Genomic DNA, 22,988 nt, shown 5'->3' with positions numbered 1-22,988 from the left:
CCGGCGAGCTGATCGCGCTCTTAGGTCCCTCCGGCTCCGGCAAGACGACGCTGTTGCGCCTCGTCGCCGGGCTCGAAAGCCCGACCGGCGGCACGGTCTTCTTCGGCGACGAGGATGCCTCGCAAAAGACGGTGCAGGAGCGCAACATCGGCTTCGTCTTCCAGCACTATGCCCTGTTCCGCCACATGACGGTGCTCGACAACGTCGCCTTCGGCCTCAAGGTGCGGCCCGCCAACCGCCGGCCGCCGGCCGCCGAGATCCGCCAGCGGGCGCTCGATCTTCTCGACCTGGTGCAGCTTTCCGGCCTCGACAAGCGCTATCCGGCGCAGCTCTCCGGCGGCCAGCGCCAGCGCGTGGCACTCGCCCGCGCCATGGCGGTCGAACCGAACGTGCTGCTGCTCGACGAGCCCTTCGGCGCGCTCGACGCGCAGGTCCGGAAGGAACTGCGCAAGTGGCTCAGGGAGATCCACGACCGCACCGGCCACACGACGATCTTCGTCACCCACGACCAGGAGGAGGCGCTGGAGCTGGCCGACCGCGTCGTCGTCATGAGCAAGGGCGCGATCGAGCAGGTCGGCACCCCGGACGAGATCTACGACCATCCGGTCTCGCCCTTCGTCTATGGCTTCATCGGCCAGTCGAACTGCCTCGCGGTGACGCTCGCCAACGGCGAGATCTGGTTCGAGGACCGGCCGATCGGCCTTAGGGCTCCGGCCGAGCCGGACGGCCCGGCCAATCTCTTTTTCCGCCCGCACGACATCGAGCTGATCGACGGCTGCGGCGGCTGTCTTGCCGGCCTCGTCACCGCCAGCCGCCGGGTCGCCGGCACCCGCCACCTCGAACTCGATCTCGGCCGCAACCACCCGCATGTCGAGATCGAACTCTCCCCCGAACGCGCCGCCGCCGGCGACCACAGCCGCATCGCCTTCCGCCCGACCAAATGGAAGTTGTTCAGGGATGGAAAGCAACAGCCTGTAGCCGCGGAGGCGAAAAGCGAGAGTAGCCCTATCGCGATGCAGGAGCCAACATTGGTTGCCCAAGCTTCCTGAGCTCAAGGGGTCTCCAATGGCCAGATCTCGACCACGCCATGTGCAACGGCACACGGCGTGAGCGATACCATTTCGACCGCTTCGGCCAGGTCAGCGGCCTCGATCACCGCAAAGCCGGCCACAGGAAGCGACGACGACATGAACGGACCGTCTCGCTTCTCGAGGTGCGCAGCATTGGCGTTGCGCACCTGGACAGGCGCTCCGGCGATCCCCATCAATGCCCCTTTTGCGCGAAGGTCCGCATCATGCGCGTGCGCCGCGTCACGGACCGCTGCCGCCGTGCGGTCGTAGCCCGCACGGTCTCCATATCCAATCGTCACGAATTTCGGCATCAACCTCATCCTCCTGGTGGCGGCACTCTACTTCCGACGGGCTAATTGACAGTCCGGCCGATGGGGCCTTCCGTAAGGCAACGCGGATGCACAGGGAAAGTTGCGCCGAAACCAACGCCCGTGCCACGACAGGGAGGATGCAATGCCGACCATCATCGCCCACCACAAGATCACGAAAAGTGCGGAACATTGGCTGAAATCGCCGAAGCGTAAAGAGTTCTTCGGCCCGCTGGGGGTGACGAGCATTCGAACCTTCGTCGATCCCCAGGACCAGACCCAAGTGGCAATTCTCATGGACGTCCCTGATCTGGACGCGCTGTCGAAAGCCATGCAAAGCCAAGCCGCTGCCGATGCCATGGCCTTTGATGGCGTGGTGCCGGAGTCAATCGTGATCCTGGTCGAGGCATAGGGCACAGTCGGCAATCGCGACAACTCGAAGGCTGAATTCGGGTGGGCTTTGCGGGCTCGAACAGGGCCCGCGCCCACAGCAAAGTCGCTGTTTGGTACGGCCGCCAGGCCCTACCGAACACGGAAACCCATCGTCACTGGCTTAATTCCATGAAGAGGTATAGATTGTCCGGCCGGTCGTCGACCCCAGATCTGACGGCCGCGAATGACTGCATGGGAGATCGGGCGGCTAGTACCGGTCTCAACCAAGAAGGCCGCGGGTCGGAGCCAGTTCACCGACACTCCGCGCGAAACTGAGAGCGTCAACTGGAGAATGGGCCGGAATCGCGGCCGCCAGGGAGGTTTCAATGCAGTGGGCAGTCAATGATCTCAATGGCCAATGGAATGCAACCGAGCTTGAAATGCTCCAGCGGACGTTCGACCGGGTCTGCCTGTGGCAGAACATCCCGCCGAACAGTCTGCGTGCCGGGCGCCTGGTTCGGTACCTGACAGATCAGCTTCGCGGCGGCATTAGTGACGAGGGTACCTTGTTTGAAAACGCCATGTTGCTGGAACGCTCGCGTTCGGAGGCAACGTCCTTTCCGCGACGCGGTTCTCCCATGCGGGTGCTCAACTAGTTCTACGTTGATAAATAGCTCCGTGTAGCCGGCAAGGTTCATCCGAAGCGAGTGCGAAGCGATCCGTGCCTGGCCACCAAGCCGGTGCGTGGCATGCTGTCACCTCAATCAAAGCCGCCTCGGCTCTCCGCAGGTGTTTTCGTCCGGCCATCTCAACATCCCGATGCAAGTCGGGAACAAATCAAGCGCGCGGGCGATTTCGCGGTCATGAAGATCGTAACCCTGTCCACGGCGCTGTTGTTGCTCTTGCCCGCCGGTTTGGCCATGGCCCAGACGCTTCAGCCAGATTCGATCAACAGCGCGTCGATCACGCCCAGTTTGTTGGAGCGAATGGCCGCTATCTCGGACAGCCCAGACCCGGCTATCGTTCGGCTTCAAGTTCTTCTCGACCGCGCGGGGGCATCGCCCGGGGTAATCGATGGCTACAGCGGCGAGAACGTTGCCAAAGCGGTCGCCGCCTTCCAGGCCATGCAGGATCTGCCCGCAGAGGGCAGATTGGACCCTGATCTCCTTGAACGGCTTTCAAAGCAGGCGCCGGTTGTACAGCCCTATGTCGTCTCCGGGGACGACACCAAGGGGCTGGTCGCCAAGATACCCAACGACTATTCCGAACAGGCGAAAATGGATCATCTCGGATACACAAGCGTCGGGGAGAGGCTGGCCGAGCGCTTCCACATGGATATCGATCTTCTCAAGGCGCTCAATGCGACTTCGACGTTTTCCGTCGGCGAAACCGTTTCCGTTGTGATCCCTGGGGCGCCAAGGCAGGGGGTGGTCAAACGCATCGAAGCGCACCGACGCACCGGCCAACTCATGGCCTTCGGCGCCGACGGAACGCTGATCGCCGCCTACCCAGCCACGATCGGCAGCCAGGAGACGCCGTCTCCTTCCGGGACCCATAAAGTAAAAGGAGTGGCGCGAATGCCGCCCTATATCTACAATCCCAACATCAACTTCCAGCAGAGCGACAATAGAGAGGTGTTGACCTTACCTGGCGGTCCGAACAGCCCGGTCGGTAGCGTCTGGATAGACCTCTCGAAGCCCACCTATGGAATCCACGGTACGCCGGAACCATCGCTGATCGACAAGGCCGGATCACACGGGTGCGTTCGTTTGACCAATTGGGATGCGGAAGAGCTGGCGGGGATGGTTGAACCTGGCGTGATCGTCGAGTTCGTCGACTAATCCTCTTTGATGCCAAGAAACGCGAAAAGAGCGACTGAAGTCAATAATGCGACGCCGACCGCGCGAACGATCTCTTCGGTCGCGGCAGACCGTCACACCTCGGTGTAGACCGTCACACCTCGGTGTCGAGTGTTCAGCGGATGCGCGTTTGAGCGCGCACGATATTCATCTGAAGCTCGTGGCTGGTCGCGTATCTACCGAGAACCTTGATCAGGCGGCGCTCCTCGGTCTTGTGGATACCGGTGCGCCTGCAATAGTCCGCTACGTCCCAGATATGTCTGGCCTGGGAGTTGTCGACTGTTCGAACATCCGTGTGTTTCATTCTGCGCCTCCCCTTGCCTGCGCATAACGCTGGGAGGCTGGTTTGGTTCCGTCAGGGCCGCTGAAACCCAAAAGCACCGGCGACATTGTCCCTGCGTGGGAACGTAGTTTTCGCCTGCGGGTTTGGGGCGCGAAATGCCACTGAAACCAGGAGACAGATGCGATGCTCAATAGACTTCTGATTGCGGCCATCATGGCCATCTCTTTCACCGGCGGCGCCATGGCCCAGACCGATCTGACGTGCGATGAGGCCGGTATGACAAAACTGGAAACGGACGTGAACTCCATCACTGACGCAACCAAGAAGAAGGCGGCGACCAAGGAACTGGCCGAGGCCAAGGAAGCGATGGCGGCGAAAGATACGGCGAAATGCAAGACGCACATGGAGAATGCCATGAAGGGCAAGGATGCCATGTGATTGCGCAATATTGCCGGCCAGGGGGCCTTGCTGCTTTCCGGATAGCGTGCACCCAGGCCGGCGGCCCTTTTTCTTCTTGTGGCATCCACCATGCCCATTCGCTGGCCCGCCGAGAGGCCAGCGTCGCCGAAATTTGGGGCGTTAATCGAGGGGGCGCCTCAGAGATTTCGACTAATCGATCTTCTGTAAGATGCGGCGGGCACGCTCGATAATCGGTGCATCCACCATCCTGTCGCCGACCAGAAAGGCGCCTCTGCCTTCAGCCGCGGCACCTGCCGCAGCGTCTAGCACGGAGCGCGCCCAGGCGATTTTTTCTTCGCTGGGCGAGAACGCAGCATTCATGATCGGCACTACGGAGGGATGAATGCAGGTCGCGCCATCGAAGCCATGGCAGCTTGCTTCTCGGGCAGCGGCCTCAAGGGCGTCGTGTTGCTGATAGTCTGCAACGGACGTCAGAGTGCCGAACGACAGCCTGCCCTCCGCCTTGGCCGCGAGATGCACGAGCAACTTGGGCAGACGCAACACCTCGGGAACCGGTTCGGCTCCAATACTGGTGGCGATATCTTCCCCGCCGGCTACAAGGCCCAACACACGCGGGCAGGCCGCAATCGGCCTTGCGTCCAGCACGGCGCCGGCGTCTTCCAACAGCGCGACGAAACGGAGCGGTTCACGCCCGAGTTCGCGCTCCGTCGTAGCCAGGCGTTCGGCCAGGCTGCGCAACTGCTCCGGCGACTTTGCCTTTGCGATGAAGAGGCCGAAGGCCCCGGCACGGCAAGCAGCCTCGGCATCCGCCTGCTGCATTTCCGGCTCGGCATTGACGCGCACGAAGACCTTTGCGCCGCTTCGTCCTGCCGTGGGGACTGACTGCACAAGTCCGGCGCGTGCCGCCAGCTTTTCAGCGCAGGTAACGGAATCCTCGAGATCGAGGATGATCGCATCAGCGCCTCGCTCATGCGCCTTGGCGATAAAGCGCTCGGACGAGGCGGGGACATAGAGAAGCGACCGCAGCCTCATGGTGCCGAGCCCTCCAAAATGAGATTGATGGCGTCTGTATCCATCCCGGCCTCGGTCAAGACTTCGGCCGTGTGCTCTCCAAGCATCGGCGCGGGTCTGCGCCAGACACCCGGCGTTTTGGAAAGCCGCGGCACGATGTTGTGCATCGGCAGGCTGCCGAACTCCGCGTCCTCCACGTCGACGATGATTTCGCGTTCGGCGAAATGCGGGTCGGCGATGGCATCGGCGACGTTATAGATCGGTCCGACCGTCGCGCCGGCGTCGCGCATGATCTTCAGCGCTTCGTCGTGGTCGTGCCGGGCGAACCAGCCGCCAACCGCTTCGTCGACCAGGTCACGATTCTTGACGCGCTCTGAATTGGTGGCAAAGCGCGGATCCTCGTTCATGTCGGCGCGACCGATAATCTCGAAAATTCGCCTTGCGACCTGCGGCGTGGAACCGGACAGCGCTACGTATTTGCCGTCGCGACATCTGTAGACGTTGCGCGGCGCCGCCGTGTTCGAAGCGCTGCCCACACGTTCCTTGATCTTGCCGGTCGTCTGGTAGATCGCGGCTTCCGGTCCAAGCACGGAAAACATCGGCTCGAGCAGCGACAGGTCGATCACCTGTCCTTTCGCGTAACCGCGATCGCGCGCAAGCAGCGCCGTCACGGTGGCCGAACTGCCGTAGACACCGGCGATCATATCGGCTAGCGCCAGCGGCGGCAGCACCGGTTCGCGGTCCGGAAAGCCGGTTCGGTAGGCAAAGCCGCTCATGCCTTCGACGATCGTGCCGAAACCGGGAAATTGGGCATAGGGGCCGGTCTGGCCGAAACCGGAGATGCGCACGATGATCAGGTTGGGGTTACACGCGTGCAGCGCTTCCGGCGAAAGCCCCATGCGCTCCAGCGTGCCCGGCCGAAAATTCTCGATGAAGACGTCGGCCGTGTCGATCAACGCCCAGAGCGCCTGCATCGCCGCCTGCTGGCGCAGATTGAGCACCACGGAGCGTTTGTTGCGGCTATAGGTCTTCCAGTAGAGCGAGTGGCCGTCGTCCTTCCAGTCCCGAAGCGGATCGCCGGCTGGCGGCTCGATCTTGATGACGTCTGCACCAGCATCGGCAAGCTGCAGCGATAGCATGTTGCCAGCGACGAGACGTGAAAGATCCAGGACCCGGGTGCCGGCAAGCGGCCCCTTGGCAGCGGGATCGAACTGGCGCTTGGCAAATCCGCTCATCGCATGCGCTCCCCGGTTTCCTTGTCAAAGAGCAGCACCTTGTCGGCATCGATCGTGAGCATCACATCCTGGCCCGCCGAAAGCGGCTTGCCGCCGTGGACGACCACCGAGATATCCTGGCCGCCCATATCGACGACGATTTCCTGATCCTCTCCGGTCGGCTCCACCAGGCTGATGCGGCCCGGCACGCCCGTCGTTCCGAGCGTGATGTGTTGCGGGCGGATACCGCAGACGATACGCGTTCCGGGTTGCACCTTCTCTCCGAGAGGCAGCGAAACGCCACCGCGGGTCAATGCCATCTCGCCGTCTGCGATCGCCTCAATGAGGTTGATCTCCGGTGAACCGATGAAGCCGGCAACGAAGAGATTGGCGGGATCGTTGTAGAGTTCGAGCGGCGCGCCCGCCTGCTCGATCTTCCCGCCGTTCATCACCACGATCTTGTCGGCCATGGTCATGGCCTCTGTCTGGTCATGGGTGACGTAGACCATCGTCCGGCGCAGCCGCTGGTGCAGCTTCTTGATCTCGCTGCGCATCTTCACGCGCAGCTTTGCGTCGAGGTTCGAGAGCGGCTCGTCGAAGAGGAAGGCGCGCGGGTCGCGCACGATGGCGCGACCCATGGCGACACGCTGGCGCTGGCCGCCGGAGAGCTCGCGCGGCAGACGGTCCAGCAGCTTTTCGAGGCCGAGGATTTCGGCCGCCTCGGTGACGCGCTTCTGGATCTCCGCCTTCGGCGCGCCGGCAAGCTTCAGCGCGAAGCTCATGTTCTCCGCGACCTTCATGTGCGGATAGAGAGCGTAGGACTGGAAGACCATGGCAATGTCGCGCTCCTTCGCCGGCATGTCGTTGACGACCTTGCCGCCGATGGTGATTTCGCCCGCTGAAATATCCTCCAGCCCGGCGATCATGCGCAACAATGTGGACTTGCCGCAGCCGGAAGGGCCGACGAGCACGACGAATTCGCCGTCACCCATTTCCAGTGAGACGTTGTTGAGCACGGCGACGCTGCCATAGCTCTTGCCGACGCTTCTGAGCTCTATCTCGGACATGTTTCCTCCCGTCCTTTCTGCCTCGCGGCGTTAGCGATCGGCAACCTCTAGCCGGCCGACCGACATGCGTCCGGCAGACGCCATGCGCAGGCCAGCCATGCCGTAGCCAAGCGTCGTATCGTGCGCCTGGAGCACCCGCTCGCCGTCGACAGAAAGCGTCAGCTTGCCGCCTTCGACCGTGAGATCGACCGCGTAGCTTCGGCCGTGTTCGATCCGGAAGGGCTTGCGGGCAAGGATCGTGGTGCCGTGGTTTTCAAGAAGGATCACGGCTTCGCCATTCTCAAAGCCCGCCGCATAAAAGCGGCTGGTCCCCTGAGCGCGCGCCACCACCAGATGCGAAGCACCGGAGAGCGGCTGAAGGTTTGCGGTGACGCTGACGTCGCGCAGATACGCGTTACCAGTCCAGGCATCCGCGTCCGTGGCCGTATGGGCATGGATGCGGCCCTGCTGCAGGCTCCAGTGGCCGCGGTTCCAGGTAAACCGGGTAATCCCGCCCCATTCATGGGCTTCCTTTGCCGGGTCGATCACGGCGCGGCCCTTACCCGAAACGGAGAAGTCCGCAAGGAACAGTCGGCCGAGGAACTTCAGGCGACCGAAATATTCGACCAGAATGCCGATCTCGTCGACCGCCTCGCCATGGCCATCGGGGATGGCGAACTCGTAGTCCTGCCAGCCGCTCGCCGAGGGTACGTGCCAGGCGCTCGTTTCCTGAATCGTACCGGTCATGGCGCGACGAACGTACGATGCCACGCGCAGATTGCCGTCGCCGTTCCACGGGTCGAGCCAAAGTTTGAACTTCACCGTCTGGCCGTCATCGGCAAGCGGCGTGAACATCGGGCGGTAGCGCTCATCGTCGAAGTCGGAGCGGCGGTAGAAGGGCTTCCAGAAGATGCGGCCGCCCTGCCCGCGCTCCAGCCGATCGAGGAGAATTTCCAACGATCCCTTGGCACTCTCGGTGTGACGCTCCACCGATGCCTTGACGGCGATCTGGTTGAACGGTTCGGTGCGGAAGCCGTGGGTCGCGCCGGGAGCGTCGAAATCGAAGCGCACGCCCCGGCGCTCGAAGTCCTCGACCCAGAGCGCCGTTGCTTCCCGTCCCTGCAGCCGGAGCGCCAGCACGGTCAGCTCGCGGGCGAAGGAGGGAATGTCGACGACGTTGATCGTTCCGGTAACGCCTGAAGCGACGACGAAATCATTGATCGGCTTGCGGTATTTATCCCAGCCCGGCTGCACCTGCTGCAAGGTGCCGACGATCGCACCGGCATTGCCAGCATTGCAGTCCGTGTCCCAGCCAGCCATTGTTGCGATTTCGACCGTACGTGGCAGGTCGCCCTGGCCATAGATCAGCGCCATGACGAGCACGCCGGCATTTGGAATGATGTGGCAGACGCCCGGATAGCGATCGTAACCCCATTCCGCGGTCAGCATGTCGCGGCAGGCGCGCCAGTCGTTCCGGTTGCTGTCGTGGAAGCGAAGGACCGCACGCGAAACCTTGGCGTAGAGGGAGTCGGCCGGGATGGTTGCCAGGCCCGTCTCGATGACCTCCTCGATGTTCTTGGCGACAAAGGCATGCGCGATCGCTGCTGCGCAGAAACGCGCACCGTTCAATCCCTCGCCGTCATGCGCCACGCTCGCAGCGCGCGCCGACGCTTCAGCCGCTGTCTTCGGATCGGCCGGGTGCACCCAGCCCCAGCTGTCGATGAAGATCTGACCGCCGATCTGTTCGGCAACGGTGGTGCCGTTCTGTGCGATCGAGCCGGACTGCGGCGCCGGGATGCCGGCGCGAAGGTTTTGATAGGCGGTATGCTCGGTCGAATTGCCGAAGCCGCCCCACCAATACATGCCGTGTTCCTCGGCCGCGTAGTTCAGCCAGGTCTTGCCCACCTCCTCGGCGGTCGCACCGAGGCCATAATCGCGCAGCGCCCGGATGAAATAGACCGGACCGTTGGTGTCGTCATCCGCCGCGAAATTCTTGAAATCGCGCAGATATTCCGTCACCTCGCCATAGGTGTCCCGGATGCGTTCGTAGCTCCAGATCGTCGGTTCGACGGGTGCGCCAAGACGGACGCCGATCGCCTTGCCGATGAAACCGGAATAGATACGCTCGAAGATTTCTGTGGTGCTGAGCATCGGGTACTTTCAAAGTCTAGAGACTGGAAACCTGGGTGAATTCGGGGGCGGCAAAGAGCCCCGCGCGCGCCTGCGCCCGCGTCGTTTCTCGCTTGCGATCGGCGGCCTGAATGACGGTCACCGTTTCGGTGAAAGCATCGGCGGATCGGAAGAGATCGAGCTTGTTGACGCGGTCGAGCTGGGAGGCCATCGCCCGGTCAATGATCCTCTCGCCATACATGGCACCGAGGATCGCGCCGGCCATGACGCCGATCGAATCCGTGTCGCGGCCGGAATTGATGCCGTCGACGATCGTCTTGTAGAAGTCCCCGTCATTCACGACGGCGAAGCCGAGCGCCAGCGGCAACTCCTCGATCGCGTGGAGGCGCGACGGCTGGTAGGCATCCGTGGCAAGGCCCGCCTTCTGCGGCGTGTGCTGGACGTTGTCGCCCATCGGCGAATAGCCGGCGATGATACGGTGAAATTCGGTGACGACCGTTTGGTGGTCTTTGCCCCTCAACGAGCGCGCGGCGCCCACGATATCGGCGATCGCATCCCGCGTGCCGTCCTTGGCAACGGCAAGCGCTTCGTCGATGACGGTGTCGAGTGTAGTTCCCGGCACGAAGGCGGCGGCCACGGCTGCGGCAAGCACGCCGGCAGCCTCGAGGCCGAAGCTCTGCTGGTGGCCGGAGGCAAAGGCGATCGCCTCGTCATAGGCTGCCTTCGGATCGCAGGCATTGGCGACGCCGATCGGCGCGATGTACATGGCTGCGCCGCAATTCACCATGTTGCCGACGCCGCCCTGGCGCGGGTCGCAGCCGGAAAGCTGGTGGCGCTGGAAGATCCACTTTTCCGGATAGAACAGGCGCTCGATCAGCATCGTTTCGCGCTGCAATTCCGGTACCCAACGCGGCGTCCAGGCGATCTCCCGCACCATGCCGGAGGCCATGTCCCAGGCATCAAGGTGACGCTTCACGTCGTTGTAGATCGACATCACGCAGAGTGTCATCAGTGTATCGTCGGTGACGATGCCGCCACCGCGCACGCGGCCGTTGCGGGCTGCTTCGCTCTGCTTCATGCGGTGCCACTCGGTATCGAGTGACGTCACCCGGCCATAGCGCTCGCGAATTTCCGCGGCGGAGAGTTTTTCGACCGGCGCCCCGATGGCGTCGCCGTAGGCGACGCCAAAGAGAAGCGCCCGAACTCGTCCCTTGAAGGAGAGCCCAGCAGCATCATTTGTCATTGAGAACCGTCCTTGCATATTCGGTCATTTTCTCGCCGCCGGCAGCATTCCATTCGGAAACGAATTGGTCCCACTGGTCCATCTTGGCTTCGCCGGAGACGAACTTGTACACCCAGGCCCGGTAGACGTTTTCCGTGGCATCGATGTCGGTGGCGTATTCGGCAGGCCAGACGAAGGCGTTGTCCGGCTTGAAGTCGGCTGAGATCGTCTTCAGCGATTGCTGCGCGGCCTCGCTCAGCCATTGCACCGGCGGCTGCCAGTTTGCGGCGACGAGGAAGCGGGCATACCAGGTGGCGAGCTTGTCGGTCGGCTTGATGGTCTCGCCGTCCTTGGTGTACTGCTCGCCCTCGAAGCCGAGCCGTTCGATCGCCTGGCCCTCGGGGCTGGCGATGAAATCGAGCAGCTTGACCACCTCTTCCTTGTGTTCCGAAGTCGTCGAGATCGCGAGGCCGCGGGCCTCCTTGGAGACGTCGAGAGCCATCAGGCCCTGGCCGGCCGGCCCCTTCGGCGGTGAAAGCAGGCTCAGTGTCACGTCGGGATGGGCCTGGCGCATCTTGCCGCCGTAGATGTCGATGACCTCTGCGGACGAGCCGAAGATCACGCCAGCTCGGCCGGAATAGAACTTGTCTTCCTTCACGTCCCACTTGGTGGTGATGAACTCCGGATCATAGAGCCCCTGCTCCCGAAGCGAGGCATAGAAGGCAATCTTCGCCTTTTCCGCTGCCGAAACGCGCGCATGGATCCATTCGCCGGCCTCGTTCTTCATCCAGGTGCCGGTCACGCCGAAGGCCTGATTGAAGATCGCGTCGAGCTCCTGAGTGTTGTCGGCGGTGGTGACGCCGTAGCTGTCGGCCTTGCCGTTGCCGTCGAGGTCGCCATCCTTGATCGCCTTGAAGAGAGAGACGTAGTCGTCGGTCGTCTTGGGCGCCGCAACGCCCGATTTCTCGAGCCAGTCCGTGCGGATGACCGGCTGCGGCATACGTGGCGGGTAGACATAAAGCAGATAGGGATAGTTCTTCAGCCGCTCAACATTGTGCGGGAAGAGCGCTTCCTTGAGATAGGTCGTCTTCGGCAGCCAGTTGTTCCAATCCTCCAACACGCCCTGTTCGGCCATCTTGGCGTCGCCGCCCTGGAAATAGATGAGATCCGGGATGTCGCCGGACAGAAGCATGGCGCTGAGCTTGTCGGCATAGCCCGAAGACGGCAGGTCGATGATCTGAATGTGGATGTCGGTTCCCTTGGCCTTGAGCGCCTCCTCGTAGGCCTTCATCAGCTTCACATCGTCAGGATTGCTGGTCACCAGGTCTTTCGAGACGACACGGATCGTCACCGGGTCGGCGAAAGCGGGCATCGCCACGCTCGCCATCAGCGCCACGGCGGTCGTTGCGCCAAGGATCAGTTTTCCAAGCATGTTTGTTCCTCCCAATATGCTTTGGCTTTCATGTTTCGGTTCTGCATCGTCAGCCCTTCAGCGCACCGCTCATGGTGCCCTTGGTGAAGAACTTCAGGATCAGTGGATAGATCGCGAGGATCGGCGCGATGGTGAGCAGGATCATGCCGGCCTTCAGCGCGCGAATATTGATCTGGCTCGCGCCCGTGTAGTTGTTGCTTTCGACCACCCCGACCATGGCGAGCTTGTCACCCTCGACCACGAACTGGCGCAGCACGACCTGCAGCGGCCATTTCGACTGGTCGTTGAGGTAGATCATCGCCCGGAAAAACTCGTTCCAGTGGAAGACGAAATAGAAGAGCGCGATGGTGGCGAGCGCCGACTTGGCAAGCGGCAGCGCCACGTACCAGAAAATCTGGAAAGGATTGGCGCCATCGAGTTCGGAGGCTTCGATCAGCTCCTTCGGCACTTCCTCGAAGAAGCGCACGAGGATGATCAGATACCAGGCGTTGACGACCTTGAAGAGGATCAGCGACCAGTAGCTGTCGAGCAGGCCGAGACGCTTGTTGATGAAGTAGTCCGGGATGATGCCGGGTTCGAAGACGATCGTGACCAGTACGAAGACGAAGATGATGCGTCGGCCGGGCAGACCGGGACGGGAAAGCGCCCAGGCCATCAGCGCCGTGAGAACCACGCCTAAAGCGGTGCTGACGAGCGTGATGAAGATCGAGTTGAAGAGACCACGCTGAACCGCGGCATTGTTGACCAGCAGGTTCCAGACCTCGGTCGAAAACCCGTTGGGGATGACCGTCAGGCCGCTCATGCCCGCGACCTTGCCCGGATCGGAGAACGATATGGCGAGCAGGTTGAGGAGCGGCTGGACCGTCAGCACGACGAGGAACAGCAGCGTCGAGACGATAGTCGCATATTCGAGCCGCTCAAGCGGCGTTCTGCGGACGTTGTGGGCGGCCATCACCATACCCCCTTGCCGGTAAGACGTTTGGAGAGAAGGTGCGCGGCGACGATCATCAGCATGCCGAGCACAGCCTTGAAGAGGCCGGCGGCCGTTGCCAGCGAATATTCGCCGGTCTGCAGGCCGATGCGGTAGACATAGGTGTCGATGATGTCGATCTTGCTGCGCACGACGTCGTTGGAGAAGTTGATCACCTGATTGAGGTCGGCATTCAGGAACATGCCGGCGTTCAGGATGAAGAGCGTCGCGATCGTCGGCACGATGCCGGGGATGGTGACGTAGCGGATCTTCTGCCAGCGGTTCGCGCCATCGATCTCGGCCGCGTCATAGAGTTCCTGGTCGATGGCGATGATGGCGGCGAGATAAAGCAGGCTGTCCCAGCCGGCGGAGCGCCAGATCTCCGAGAAAACCAGTATCCAGCGGATCGAGCCATTGTCGGTCATGAAGGACACCGGCTGCATGCCGAAGAAGCCGAGCACGTCGTTGACTGCGCCGTCGCTCGGCGAGAGCACCGCGATGAAGACGCCGGCGATGACCACCCAGGAAAGGAAGTGGGGCAGATAGATCGCTGACTGGATGAATTTGCGGAAAGCCCCTCCCCGGATTTCGTTGAGCAGAAGCGCGACGATGATCGGGACCGGAAAGAAGAAGACGATCTTCATCGTCGAGATGATCAGCGTGTTCGCCAGCACCTGCCAGAAGATCGGCGACGAGAACAGCGTCTGGAAATGCTTGAGGCCGACCCAGATGTTCGGCGGGATGATGCGCAGCTGCTCGAAGGCGATCTTGGCTTCCCAGATCGGAAAATAGTGAAAGATCACGAAGAAGATCAGGCCCGGCGCCATCATCAGGTAGTAGGGCCACCATTGCCGCACGCTTTTCGAGAAGCTTCGGCGCCGAACGTTGGGAACGTTCCCATTTTTTGACATAGTTGCGTTCACCGCAAGCTCGTTGCTGACCGCCATTCCTTACCTCCCTGCCGCCATGCGCACGGTTGCCGTCCCCGAAACATCGGCAAGCGAGCCACGTTCCACCAGCTGGCACGGCAGATATATCCGTTCGCGCTGGTGGCGGCCGGCGATCTGGTCGAGCAGACATTCAACCGCGCGAATGCCGATCTGCCGGCCGGGTTTTTCGATGGTCGTGAGCCCCGGCCACGAGAAGGCGCCTGCCGGGATGCCGTCGAAGCCCAGGATCGAGATGTCCTCGGGGCACCGCAACCCCGCTTCACGAACGGCCATCATGGCCCCAAGCGCCATGAGGTCGTTCGCCACGAACACGGCGCGACTGCCTCTCCATTGCCTCGTAAGCAACCGGGCCATCGCACTGCGACCGCCCTCGACCGTGTAATCGGACTCTTCGACGAGCAGTACCTCGGGGTCAACATCCCGGGCGATGCAATGCTCGTGGACCGCACGCAGGAACCGCGCGCGAGCGAGGCGCGACCGCGGCCCGAGCATCAGCGCCGGCGCCGGGTGTCCGCGTTCGACGAGAATGTCCATGCCGAGCCGAACCGCCTGAGCGATGTCGGAGCCGACGCTCAACGTATCGGGAAAGCGCTCGGCGCTGGAACCGATGAAAACGAAGGGCATGCCAAAACGATCGAGGTCGTCGAAATTGTCGGCAACGGGATTTATGATCGCGCCGTCGACGCGGGCCCGGCGAAGCGCACGCAGGTGGGTCGCCTCCTTGTGCGCATCCCAATCGGACGAGAAGATCAGAAGCGAGATGTCATCCTTCGCAGCACGATCCTGTGCGCCGCGCGCAACCTCGGCCCAGAATGGGTTGGTGATGTCAGGAATGACGATGCCGAGCAGGCCGCTTCGGCCGGAGCGCATGCCGACGGCAAGCTGATTGGGCTCGTAGCCCGTGGCGGCGACCGCCTTCAACACGCGATCGCGTGCTTCCTCGGATATATTTGCGGAGCCGCCGAGAACACGCGCGACGGTGCTCTTCGAAACGCCTGCGCGCTTGGCAACGTCGATAATGGTCGCCCTTCGACCCGTCGTGTTGTTCATAAGGCTTCCTCCCAAAGTTCCGGCGATGCCTCGCCTGAACTTCATGGGAACGTTACCACGAGAAAAAACACTTTGGCAATATGCAGGAGAAAATATCCTGATCTTTGCTGCCAGCCCCGGTGACGCAGCGGGTTTTCCATCCAGAAATCTACGGGTGGTAAGCGCACATTACCGCCGAACGCCTCGCTCGGCGGCAAATTGTTGTTGGCTGCAACCTACGCGGCCAGGTGTTCGAACAGTCGGGCGACAGCCTCGGCGCCGGGGTCGACGTGACCCTCAAGCTGCTTCGCATTGATGTAGGCCGCGCGTCCGGCTTTGGCGCGTGTCAGGGTGGAGGTGAAGTTCGCACCCGTTCGTGCGGCAGCCGCCGCCGCAACGACGCTGTCCTCGAGTGCATCGAGCGCCGGAGACAGCGCATCGATCATCGTTCGGTCGCCGATTTTCGCGCCGCCGATCTCCTGCATGCGTGCAAGCCCGGCTCGAAGTGCCTCGCGCATCGGCAGGCCGCTCGATGCCCCGTCGCCGGCGGCTGCAAAGAAGATGGCAAGCAGCACGCCGGAGGAACCGCCCATGGTCTGGCTCAACTCCTGGCCGATCGCCCGCAAAAGTTGGGTGTGATCGGACAGCGGCAGCCGATCGATGGCATTGATCAGCGCCCGGGCAGCACCTGCCAGTGTCGAGCCCGTGTCGCCGTCGCCGGACTTTGCATCGAGGGCATTGAGATCCTGCTCGGCGGCGATCAAAACCTTGCAGCAATCGATCAGGAAGGCCCGCGTCGCAGTGTGATCGGATGCCATCGGCGTGATCGGCGTCAGGCCATCCGGCAAGGCGCTGACGGCGATCGGCCGAACCTCCGAGACGCCCGGCCAGGCAGCGATCGCCACCGGTGCCTTCAGCAGTTCCAGTTCCGCCCGGTCGGCGGCAAAGACCGACACGGAGAAGCCTTGCATGTCGAGCGACGTCATCAACGGTGCCGGGCCGATCGCGTGAGTGATTTTTTTGCCAAGCGGCAGATTGATGAGGTCGTGGGCAAGCACCGACATTTCGAGCACCGAGGTACCGCCCAGATTGTTGATCAGCGCGACGTGGGGACCTTCACCCATGACAGACGCCAGCCGTTCCGCCATGGTCGCCACCGAAGAACGGGCGCCTGCAAAGTCGATCTGCTCGACACCGGCTTCGCCATGAATGCCGAGACCGAGCTCCGCCTTGCCCTCCGGTATCCGCTCTTCCTTTGGCGAACCCGGAACCCTGCAGGTGTCCAGCGACATGCCGATAGTGCGCGTGCCGGCAATAGCCTTCTTGGCGGCGGTGGTTACCGTGTCGAGATCCGCGCCGCGTTCGGCGAGCGCGCCGGCGATCTTGTGCACGAACAGGGTACCGGCAACGCCGCGCGCCTGCGGCAGATCGGGCAGCGCTATGTCGTCGCCGACGATCACCATGCTCACCTTCAGCCCGAAGGCGCGGGCACGCTCGGCGGCAAGGCCGAAATTGAGGCGGTCACCGGTATAGTTCTTGACCACGAGCAGGCATCCGGCCGGACCGGTCACGGCAAGAATGCCGGCGAGCACGGCGTCTACGCTTGGTGAGGCGAAGACATCGCCGCAGACCGCGGCCGTCAGCATGCCGCGGCCGACGAAACCGACATGGGCCGGTTCATGACCGGAACCGCCGCCTGAGACGATCGCGACCTTCGATTTGTCCCAGTCGCTGCGCAACACGACCCGGATATGCGGATAGCCGTCGAGACGGGTAAGCGCGCCGCCGGACAGGGCCAGAACGCCGTCGATCGCTTCGGTCACGACATCTTCCCGCTTGTTGATGAATTGCGCCATTTCGAGCTCCTTAAGCCAAACGCATGCCTGCCGCATCGAAGTAGAGCGGCTTCGAAGGTTGAATCTTGATTGTTTCACCGCCCCGGAGCGGCGTATGGGCGTCCGTGACGGTAATGAGGTCGTGTTTCCTGAAGGTCAGATGCAGACGCGTCTGGTCGCCGAGGTGCTCGACGCGCTTGACCAGCGCGTCCTCCCCCTCACCCTGTTGGATGTGCTCCGGCCTGAGGCCAATGCTTGCAGCGCCCAAGGGAGCGCCGGCAAAAATATCGGCCGGAAGCACATTGATCCGTGGCTGTCCCAGGCGCGTCGCCGCGTAGACGCTGACCGGCTGCTCATACACCTCGCGCGGCGAGCCGAACTGAACGAGCTTGCCCTCGTTCAGCACGCCGACATGGGTGGCCATCGTCATCGCCTCGATCTGGTCATGGGTAACGTAGAGCAGGGTTGCGCCGGACATTGCCTGAATGCGCTTGAGTTCGATACGAAGATCGGCCCTCAGTTTCGCGTCGAGCGAGCTCAACGGCTCGTCCATGAGGAAAATCTGCGGGTCTCTGACAAGGGCGCGGCCGATGGAAACGCGCTGCATCTCCCCACCCGACAGCGCCGTCGCCTTGTTGTCGAGCTTGTGCGCGATCTGGAGAACCTCGGCAACCTCCCTCACTTTCCGGTCGATCTCCTCTCTCGGTGTCTTCAACAAAGGAGATTTCAGCGGAAACTCAAGATTCTGACGAACGGTGAGATGCGGATAGAGCGAGTATTGCTGGAAGACCATGGCAACGTTGCGTTCGGCGGGCGTCAACCCTCTCGTCGGTCGTCCATCGATAAAGACCTCGCCGCGATCGGGCGTGTCGAGGCCGGAAACCATTCTGAGCGTCGTCGTCTTTCCCGCGCCAGTCGGCCCGAGCAGCACAACGAAAGAACCGTCCGGAACCGTCAATGAGACATTATCGAGAGCAACCGTGCCGGCAAATGTCTTCGACACGTTTTCCAAGACGACCTCAGCCATGTCCCAACACTCCTTCATTGCCCTCGGATAACAGCACCTTGCCGGTTTCCGCGTCGAAAATCGAAAGCGTCCTAGCGTCGAATTCGAGGCCGACCTGCTCGCCCTCGTGAACCCGGTGGCCCGACGGGATGCGCGCCTTCAGTTCGCCGTGGCCGGTTACGAGCGTCACGATCTGGGTGGTCCCGAGATATTCCACGGCGCTTACGCGGCCCCGGTAGGCGCCGTCACTCACGAACGTCACGTGTTCCGGCCGGACGCCGAGCGTCAGCCTACCGGCGCGACCTTCCCGCGACATGGGCACCTTGACCATTACGCCGCCGAGATCGATCAAGCCGCCGCCGACGCCGATCATGCCCTCGAGCTCCAGAAAGTTCATTGGCGGTGAACCGATAAACTGAGCCACGAACTTCGTCGCGGGCCAGTCGTAGATCTGCTGCGGCTTGCCGAACTGTTCGACGACCCCATGATTCATCACGACGATCTTGTCGCCCATCTGCATCGCTTCGAGCTGGTCATGGGTCACATAGACGGTGGTTGCGCCCATCCGGTCGTGCAGCGCCCGCAATTCCTCGGCCATGTGCTCACGAAACTCGGCATCGAGTGCCCCGAGCGGTTCGTCCATGAAGAACGCCTTGGGGCGGCGCACGATCGCACGGCCGAGCGCGACACGCTGGCGGTCTCCGCCCGAAAGGCCGCCGACGGGCTTGTCGAGAATGTTCTCGATCTTGAGAATACGGGCGACTTCCGCGACACGCGACTTCACCTCCTCGCCGCGCAGGCCCTGGCTGAGCAGCGGATAGGAGATGTTCTTGCGTACGTTCATATGCGGATAGAGCGCAAACATCTGGAAGACGAAGGCGATGTCGCGCTTGCTCGCCGGTTTCATACCGACTTCTTCGCCGTCGATGAAGATCTCGCCACTGGTCGGCAGTTCGAGGCCGGCCATCATGCGCAATGTCGTCGTCTTGCCGCAGCCGGACGGGCCGAGCAGCATGAAGAACTCGCCATCCTCGATAGTGAAGCTCGAAGAGCGCACCGCAGTAAAGGCGCCGAACTCCTTGCGCACGTTCTGGATTCTGATCTGCGCCATCGGCCTACTCCGGAAAATGGCTGACGATGATGAACATCACCGTGCCCAGCAAGGTTATGACGAAGGACCAGGAATAGAGCGCGAGAACGAAGGGCTGCATCAGCATGAAGACGCCCGCCGCGATCAGCGCCGATGCCAGCATTTCCCAGGCACCGCGGCGCAAATGCAGCAATCCGTTGAAAAATCTTGTCATTTGCGTACGGCTCCGAAGGTGATGCCGCGCAGCAGGTGTTTGCGCAGGAGAATGGTGAAGACCATGACCGGCACGAGGAATAAGGTCGCGCCGGCAGCAACCGCCGGCCAGTCCTGGCCGCTGACGCCGATGATGGTTGGAATGAAAGGTGGCGCCGTCTGGGCGTTGCCCGAGGTCAGAAGCACGGCGAAGGCGTATTCGTTCCAGGCAAAGATCAGGCAGAAGATCGCGGTGGAGGCGATGCCCGTCGCCGCCTGCGGCAGCACCACCTTATAGAATGCCTGGAACCGGGTGTAGCCATCGATGAGAGCCGCTTCTTCATACTCGACCGGGATTTCGTCGATGAAGCCCTTGAGCAGCCAGACCGACAGCGACAGGTTGACGGCGGTGTAAAGCAGGATCATGCCCGCATGGGTGTCGTTCAAGCCCAACGAGCGGAACATCAGAAAGATCGGGATGGCGACGGCGATCGGCGGCATCATGCGCGTCGAAAGAATGAAGAACAGCAGATCGTCCTTCAGCGGAACCTTGAAGCGCGAAAAGGCGTAGGCAGCAGCCGTGCCGAGCACGATGCAGAGCACCGTCGAGCCGAAGCCGATGATCACAGAATTGGTGAAGCGCTCGGCAAAACGCGACGGGCCGGAGATGACGAGGCCATCCTTGCGAACCAACTTGTCATACCAAGTCTGCGGCTCGCCGACCGCCTGCAACTGCTCCTCGGTAAGCCGGGTACGCGTCGTGAAGACGTTGACATAGCCTTCCACCGTCGGCTCGAAGAAGGTCTTGGGCGGATAGGCGATCGCATCGGACGGCGACTTGAAGCTCGTCGCGATGATCCAGACAAGCGGAAGGATCGTGATCAGCGCGTAGCCAACGACCAGAATCCCGGCGAACCATTTTTGCCGTTGCGACGGCTCGGTTACGGAATAGCTGCTCATCGTTGTTTAACCTTGTTCAGGGCTTTGACGTAGATCGACGCAAGGCCGAAGACGGTGACGAAGAGAATGACGGCATAGGCAGAGGCGTAGCCCGTGCGCCACTTCTCAAAAGCCTCGCGCTTCAGGTTGATCGAGGTGAGTTCGGTGATCGATCCCGGTCCGCCGCCGGTCAACTGCACAACCAGATCGAACATCTTGAAATTCTCGATGCCGCGAAAGAGCACGGCGAGCATCAGGAAGGGCAGCACCAGCGGGATGGTGATCGTCCAGAACTGCCGCCATTTGCTGGCGCGATCGCATTCGGCCGCCTCGTAGATGCTGCTTGGAATGGAGCGCAGACCGGCAAGGCAGATCAGCATCACGAAGGGCGTCCACATCCAGGTGTCGACAATGATAATTGCCCAGGGTGCCAGCGACACATCGCCGATCATCGAGAAACTCGACGGATCAGCCCCCGTCAGGAAACCGACTGCGTAGTTGAAGAGACCGATCTGCGGCTGGTAGAGGAAAGTCCAAAAATTGCCGACTACCGCCGGGCTCAGCATCATCGGCAGCACGATGATCGTCGTCCACAAATCGTTGCCGCGGAACTTCTTGTTGATCAGGTAGGCGAGGGAAAAGCCGATCAGCACTTGAAGGACGATCGTCCAGATCAGGAAATGCGCCGTCGCTTGCATCGTCAACCAAATGTCCTTGTCGGACAGAATGCTCAGGTAGTTCTTGAGCCCGATAAACTGGACCTCGGCATTGGGGCGGTTGACGCGAAAGTTCGTAAAGCTCAGCCGGACCGTCCAGATCAGCGGAAAGATATTGACCGCAAGCAGCAGGACGATCGACGGGGCGACGAACAACCAGGCAAGCGCGCGATCCGACAATCCTCGAACCCGTTTGGCAATGGCATGCGGCGTCGCTCCCGCGACCCGGTCCACTGTTGATTTCAGCATGGTAGTCCCTCATTTGATTAGGCGGCGACGGAGCCGGGGAAAACCCCGGCTCCGTGTCGCGCCCTGGCGCGCCGGGAGGCGCGCCGCCACGGCCTTGATGGCGATCAGTATTTGCCTTCGTCGTCGAAGATCTGCGTCCAGTCCTTGACGAGACCATCGAGGGCATCCTGGCCAGAGCCCTGGCCGGCGACCACATAGTCGTGGAAGCGCTTCTGTGCGGCCTGGAGCAGCGAAGCATAGGAGGGCTCGGCCCAGAAGTCCTTCACGATTGCCATGGAATCAAGGAAGGTCTGGGCATAGGGCTGGCTGGTCGCAAAGCCAGGATCTTCGACCACTTTGCGCAGCGCCGAATAACCGCCCATCTGCCACCATTTCTGCTGGATATCGGGCTGGGCGAACCACTTGATATAGGCGAGCGCATCGTCCTGCTTCTCAGACGTCGCGACGACCGAGATCCCCTGGCCGCCAAGCTGTGCGAACGCGACGCCGTCAGGTCCGGCCGGATTGGGGAAATAGCCCGATTTTTCGCCGCCCACATTGGCGTCAGCATTGATACCGGGCCAGGTGAAGGCGAAGTTCATGTGCAGCGCGACCTGACCCGATTTGTAAGCGTCGATGTCCTCGGACATGTAGGCGTCGGAATGGCCGGGCGGTGTGCAGCAGTCGTAAAGCGCCTTGTAGAATTCCAGCCCCTTCACCGCCTTGGCGGAGTTCACGTATCCTTCGAGCTCGTACGGCTTGTCCGGGTTTTGATATTCGAAGCCGAAGCTGTAGAGCACATCCATCGCACCCATGGTGATGCCTTCGGATCCGCGCTCGGTGTAGATCGCGGCACCGTAGACGGTCTTTCCATCGATCTCCCGCTTCTGGAAGAATTCGGCGATATCCTTCAATTCGGCAAAGGTCTTCGGCACGGCGAGGTCACGACCGTACTTGCTCTTGAATTCGGCCTGCAGTTCCGGGCGGGCGAACCAGTCCTTGCGGTAGCTCCAGCCGACGACGTCGCCGAATGCCGGCAGAGCCCAGTAGTTCGGCGAGTTCTTCGGCCACTCGGCATAACCGACGACGGTCGCCGGGATGAAATCGCTCATCTTGATTCCTTCCTTGTCGAAGAAATCATTGAGCTTGACGTACTGGCCGTTTTCAGCGGCGCCGCCGATCCATTGGCTGTCGCCGATCATGAGGTCGCACAGTTTCCCGCCGGAGTTCAGCTCGTTCAGCATGCGGTCGGCGAAGTTCGGCCATGGCACGAACTCATACTTCATCTTGATGCCGCTCTTGGCTTCGAAATCCTTGCTGAGTTCGACAAGAGCGTTTGCCGGATCCCAGGCCGCCCAGCAAAGCGTCAGCTCGGCTGCGCTTGCGTGACCGGTATTTGCGACGCTGGCCGTGAGCAGGGCACCAAATGCGGCCAATGATTTGAAATGACGAAGTTCCATAGCGGGGCCTCCTCCCCTCTCCTTCCGACCTCCATCGGAAGCTGAAAACGCCTGCGGCGAATTGTGGACGCAAGGCGACGTTCCCACGTGGAGCCGGCTCCTTCGCATCACTTCGTGACCTCACGCACTCCTCTGGGTGGCCACAGATATAATCATATTGAGGTGCGCACCTCAACGCAAGCAAATTTTGAGGTGCGCACATCAAT

Annotated in this window: 23 protein-coding genes; 5 read left to right on the top strand and 18 right to left on the bottom strand. The window is 61.8% G+C overall.

What is annotated here, in order from left to right:
- The coding region (locus ACQ5BM_RS13960) for a sulfate/molybdate ABC transporter ATP-binding protein (protein ID WP_429811989.1) at positions 1–1,049 on the top strand (1,049 nt) is incomplete at its 5' end.
- A gap of 2 nt (positions 1,050–1,051) precedes the next feature.
- Here ACQ5BM_RS13960 and ACQ5BM_RS13955 read toward each other — a convergent pair.
- Positions 1,052–1,381: a YciI family protein gene (locus tag ACQ5BM_RS13955; protein ID WP_429811987.1), complete on the bottom strand. Its 330-nt coding sequence runs from the start codon at positions 1,379–1,381 to the stop codon at positions 1,052–1,054.
- A gap of 142 nt (positions 1,382–1,523) precedes the next feature.
- On the opposite strand from ACQ5BM_RS13955, the gene ACQ5BM_RS13950 reads away from it, so the two are divergent.
- The 3 genes from ACQ5BM_RS13950 (at position 1,524) to ACQ5BM_RS13940 (ending at position 3,591) form a co-directional block, all read left to right on the top strand.
- A complete protein-coding gene (locus ACQ5BM_RS13950; protein ID WP_429811985.1) occupies positions 1,524–1,790 on the top strand; it encodes a hypothetical protein in 267 nt (88 codons plus the stop codon).
- A gap of 346 nt (positions 1,791–2,136) precedes the next feature.
- On the top strand, positions 2,137–2,406 hold the full coding sequence (locus ACQ5BM_RS13945; protein ID WP_429811983.1) for a hypothetical protein: 270 nt from the start codon (positions 2,137–2,139) through the stop codon (positions 2,404–2,406).
- Between the two features lie 207 nt (positions 2,407–2,613).
- Complete coding sequence (locus ACQ5BM_RS13940) at positions 2,614–3,591, top strand: L,D-transpeptidase family protein (protein ID WP_429812051.1); 978 nt, start codon at positions 2,614–2,616, stop codon at positions 3,589–3,591.
- Positions 3,592–3,724: 133 nt separating this feature from the next.
- On the opposite strand, the gene ACQ5BM_RS13935 is transcribed toward ACQ5BM_RS13940, so the two are convergent.
- The gene (locus ACQ5BM_RS13935) at positions 3,725–3,913 is read right to left on the bottom strand and encodes a hypothetical protein (RefSeq protein ID WP_429811981.1); all 189 of its coding nucleotides are present in this window, start codon (positions 3,911–3,913) and stop codon (positions 3,725–3,727) included.
- A gap of 162 nt (positions 3,914–4,075) precedes the next feature.
- On the opposite strand from ACQ5BM_RS13935, the gene ACQ5BM_RS13930 reads away from it, so the two are divergent.
- Positions 4,076–4,330, top strand: a complete 255-nt coding sequence (locus tag ACQ5BM_RS13930; protein ID WP_429811979.1) for a hypothetical protein — start codon at positions 4,076–4,078, stop codon at positions 4,328–4,330.
- A gap of 171 nt (positions 4,331–4,501) precedes the next feature.
- Here ACQ5BM_RS13930 and ACQ5BM_RS13925 read toward each other — a convergent pair whose 3' ends face one another.
- The 16 genes from ACQ5BM_RS13925 to ACQ5BM_RS13850 all read right to left on the bottom strand — a co-directional run bounded on the left by ACQ5BM_RS13925 (position 4,502) and on the right by ACQ5BM_RS13850 (position 22,782).
- Positions 4,502–5,344, bottom strand: coding sequence for an HpcH/HpaI aldolase/citrate lyase family protein (locus ACQ5BM_RS13925; protein ID WP_429811977.1), 843 nt, complete (start codon positions 5,342–5,344; stop codon positions 4,502–4,504).
- Entirely contained in the window at positions 5,341–6,558 is a 1,218-nt protein-coding gene (locus ACQ5BM_RS13920; RefSeq protein WP_429811974.1) for a CaiB/BaiF CoA transferase family protein, read from the bottom strand. Before ACQ5BM_RS13920 ends, ACQ5BM_RS13925 begins: the two co-directional genes overlap by 4 nt.
- On the bottom strand, positions 6,555–7,604 hold the full coding sequence (locus tag ACQ5BM_RS13915) for an ABC transporter ATP-binding protein (protein WP_429811971.1): 1,050 nt from the start codon (positions 7,602–7,604) through the stop codon (positions 6,555–6,557). Before ACQ5BM_RS13915 ends, ACQ5BM_RS13920 begins: the two co-directional genes overlap by 4 nt.
- A 30-nt stretch (positions 7,605–7,634) precedes the next feature.
- A complete protein-coding gene (locus ACQ5BM_RS13910; protein WP_429811969.1) occupies positions 7,635–9,734 on the bottom strand; it encodes an ADP-ribosylglycohydrolase family protein in 2,100 nt (699 codons plus the stop codon).
- A 16-nt stretch (positions 9,735–9,750) separates the two neighbouring features.
- The gene (locus ACQ5BM_RS13905; protein ID WP_429811966.1) at positions 9,751–10,956 is read right to left on the bottom strand and encodes an ADP-ribosylglycohydrolase family protein; all 1,206 of its coding nucleotides are present in this window, start codon (positions 10,954–10,956) and stop codon (positions 9,751–9,753) included.
- On the bottom strand, positions 10,946–12,367 hold the full coding sequence (locus ACQ5BM_RS13900; protein WP_429811964.1) for an extracellular solute-binding protein: 1,422 nt from the start codon (positions 12,365–12,367) through the stop codon (positions 10,946–10,948). The genes ACQ5BM_RS13905 and ACQ5BM_RS13900 overlap by 11 nt, the downstream gene beginning before the upstream one ends.
- A 49-nt stretch (positions 12,368–12,416) precedes the next feature.
- Complete coding sequence (locus ACQ5BM_RS13895) at positions 12,417–13,319, bottom strand: carbohydrate ABC transporter permease (protein WP_429811961.1); 903 nt, start codon at positions 13,317–13,319, stop codon at positions 12,417–12,419.
- Positions 13,319–14,284 carry an ABC transporter permease gene (locus ACQ5BM_RS13890; protein ID WP_429811958.1) on the bottom strand — a complete coding sequence of 322 codons (966 nt, stop codon included), beginning with the start codon at positions 14,282–14,284 and terminating at the stop codon, positions 13,319–13,321. Before ACQ5BM_RS13890 ends, ACQ5BM_RS13895 begins: the two co-directional genes overlap by 1 nt.
- Before the next feature lie 3 nt (positions 14,285–14,287).
- Positions 14,288–15,337 (bottom strand): LacI family DNA-binding transcriptional regulator, encoded by a 1,050-nt coding sequence (locus ACQ5BM_RS13885; protein ID WP_429811955.1) that lies wholly within the window; start codon positions 15,335–15,337, stop codon positions 14,288–14,290.
- 215 nt (positions 15,338–15,552) lie between these two features.
- Positions 15,553–17,172 carry a dihydroxyacetone kinase subunit DhaK gene (locus tag ACQ5BM_RS13880; RefSeq protein WP_429811952.1) on the bottom strand — a complete coding sequence of 540 codons (1,620 nt, stop codon included), beginning with the start codon at positions 17,170–17,172 and terminating at the stop codon, positions 15,553–15,555.
- 10 nt (positions 17,173–17,182) lie between these two features.
- Positions 17,183–18,178 carry an ABC transporter ATP-binding protein gene (locus tag ACQ5BM_RS13875; protein ID WP_429811949.1) on the bottom strand — a complete coding sequence of 332 codons (996 nt, stop codon included), beginning with the start codon at positions 18,176–18,178 and terminating at the stop codon, positions 17,183–17,185.
- On the bottom strand, positions 18,171–19,268 hold the full coding sequence (locus ACQ5BM_RS13870) for an ABC transporter ATP-binding protein (RefSeq protein WP_429811946.1): 1,098 nt from the start codon (positions 19,266–19,268) through the stop codon (positions 18,171–18,173). The genes ACQ5BM_RS13875 and ACQ5BM_RS13870 overlap by 8 nt, the downstream gene beginning before the upstream one ends.
- A gap of 4 nt (positions 19,269–19,272) precedes the next feature.
- On the bottom strand, positions 19,273–19,461 hold the full coding sequence (locus ACQ5BM_RS13865) for a hypothetical protein (RefSeq protein ID WP_334198353.1): 189 nt from the start codon (positions 19,459–19,461) through the stop codon (positions 19,273–19,275).
- Complete coding sequence (locus tag ACQ5BM_RS13860) at positions 19,458–20,399, bottom strand: carbohydrate ABC transporter permease (protein WP_429811943.1); 942 nt, start codon at positions 20,397–20,399, stop codon at positions 19,458–19,460. The genes ACQ5BM_RS13865 and ACQ5BM_RS13860 overlap by 4 nt, the downstream gene beginning before the upstream one ends.
- Complete coding sequence (locus ACQ5BM_RS13855) at positions 20,396–21,343, bottom strand: carbohydrate ABC transporter permease (RefSeq protein WP_429811940.1); 948 nt, start codon at positions 21,341–21,343, stop codon at positions 20,396–20,398. Before ACQ5BM_RS13855 ends, ACQ5BM_RS13860 begins: the two co-directional genes overlap by 4 nt.
- A gap of 104 nt (positions 21,344–21,447) precedes the next feature.
- Positions 21,448–22,782, bottom strand: coding sequence for an ABC transporter substrate-binding protein (locus ACQ5BM_RS13850; RefSeq protein ID WP_429811937.1), 1,335 nt, complete (start codon positions 22,780–22,782; stop codon positions 21,448–21,450).
- Positions 22,783–22,988 lie beyond the last annotated feature (206 nt).

The organism is Ensifer sp. B1-9 (genome assembly GCF_050474445.1).
GTDB lineage: Bacteria > Pseudomonadota > Alphaproteobacteria > Rhizobiales > Rhizobiaceae > Ensifer.
The sequence above is the reverse complement of the archived record's forward strand: the minus strand, read 5'-3'. Positions and strand labels throughout refer to the sequence as shown.

Bases quoted from the DNA above. Each gene is read 5' to 3' on its own strand.
- ACQ5BM_RS13875 (WP_429811949.1), bottom strand. From the start codon at position 18,178: ATGGCTGAGGTCGTCTTGGAAAACGTGTCGAAGACATTTGCCGGCACG.
- ACQ5BM_RS13895 (WP_429811961.1), bottom strand. From the start codon at position 13,319: ATGGCCGCCCACAACGTCCGCAGAACGCCGCTTGAGCGGCTCGAATAT.
- ACQ5BM_RS13865 (WP_334198353.1), bottom strand. From the start codon at position 19,461: ATGACAAGATTTTTCAACGGATTGCTGCATTTGCGCCGCGGTGCCTGG.
- ACQ5BM_RS13855 (WP_429811940.1), bottom strand. From the start codon at position 21,343: ATGCTGAAATCAACAGTGGACCGGGTCGCGGGAGCGACGCCGCATGCC.
- ACQ5BM_RS13915 (WP_429811971.1), bottom strand. From the start codon at position 7,604: ATGTCCGAGATAGAGCTCAGAAGCGTCGGCAAGAGCTATGGCAGCGTC.
- ACQ5BM_RS13910 (WP_429811969.1), bottom strand. From the start codon at position 9,734: ATGCTCAGCACCACAGAAATCTTCGAGCGTATCTATTCCGGTTTCATC.
- ACQ5BM_RS13920 (WP_429811974.1), bottom strand. From the start codon at position 6,558: ATGAGCGGATTTGCCAAGCGCCAGTTCGATCCCGCTGCCAAGGGGCCG.
- ACQ5BM_RS13890 (WP_429811958.1), bottom strand. From the start codon at position 14,284: ATGGCGGTCAGCAACGAGCTTGCGGTGAACGCAACTATGTCAAAAAAT.
- ACQ5BM_RS13905 (WP_429811966.1), bottom strand. From the start codon at position 10,956: ATGACAAATGATGCTGCTGGGCTCTCCTTCAAGGGACGAGTTCGGGCG.
- ACQ5BM_RS13860 (WP_429811943.1), bottom strand. From the start codon at position 20,399: ATGAGCAGCTATTCCGTAACCGAGCCGTCGCAACGGCAAAAATGGTTC.
- ACQ5BM_RS13850 (WP_429811937.1), bottom strand. From the start codon at position 22,782: ATGGAACTTCGTCATTTCAAATCATTGGCCGCATTTGGTGCCCTGCTC.
- ACQ5BM_RS13955 (WP_429811987.1), bottom strand. From the start codon at position 1,381: ATGCCGAAATTCGTGACGATTGGATATGGAGACCGTGCGGGCTACGAC.
- ACQ5BM_RS13935 (WP_429811981.1), bottom strand. From the start codon at position 3,913: ATGAAACACACGGATGTTCGAACAGTCGACAACTCCCAGGCCAGACAT.
- ACQ5BM_RS13880 (WP_429811952.1), bottom strand. From the start codon at position 17,172: ATGGCGCAATTCATCAACAAGCGGGAAGATGTCGTGACCGAAGCGATC.
- ACQ5BM_RS13950 (WP_429811985.1), top strand. From the start codon at position 1,524: ATGCCGACCATCATCGCCCACCACAAGATCACGAAAAGTGCGGAACAT.
- ACQ5BM_RS13940 (WP_429812051.1), top strand. From the start codon at position 2,614: ATGAAGATCGTAACCCTGTCCACGGCGCTGTTGTTGCTCTTGCCCGCC.
- ACQ5BM_RS13925 (WP_429811977.1), bottom strand. From the start codon at position 5,344: ATGAGGCTGCGGTCGCTTCTCTATGTCCCCGCCTCGTCCGAGCGCTTT.
- ACQ5BM_RS13945 (WP_429811983.1), top strand. From the start codon at position 2,137: ATGCAGTGGGCAGTCAATGATCTCAATGGCCAATGGAATGCAACCGAG.
- ACQ5BM_RS13900 (WP_429811964.1), bottom strand. From the start codon at position 12,367: ATGCTTGGAAAACTGATCCTTGGCGCAACGACCGCCGTGGCGCTGATG.
- ACQ5BM_RS13870 (WP_429811946.1), bottom strand. From the start codon at position 19,268: ATGGCGCAGATCAGAATCCAGAACGTGCGCAAGGAGTTCGGCGCCTTT.
- ACQ5BM_RS13930 (WP_429811979.1), top strand. From the start codon at position 4,076: ATGCTCAATAGACTTCTGATTGCGGCCATCATGGCCATCTCTTTCACC.
- ACQ5BM_RS13885 (WP_429811955.1), bottom strand. From the start codon at position 15,337: ATGAACAACACGACGGGTCGAAGGGCGACCATTATCGACGTTGCCAAG.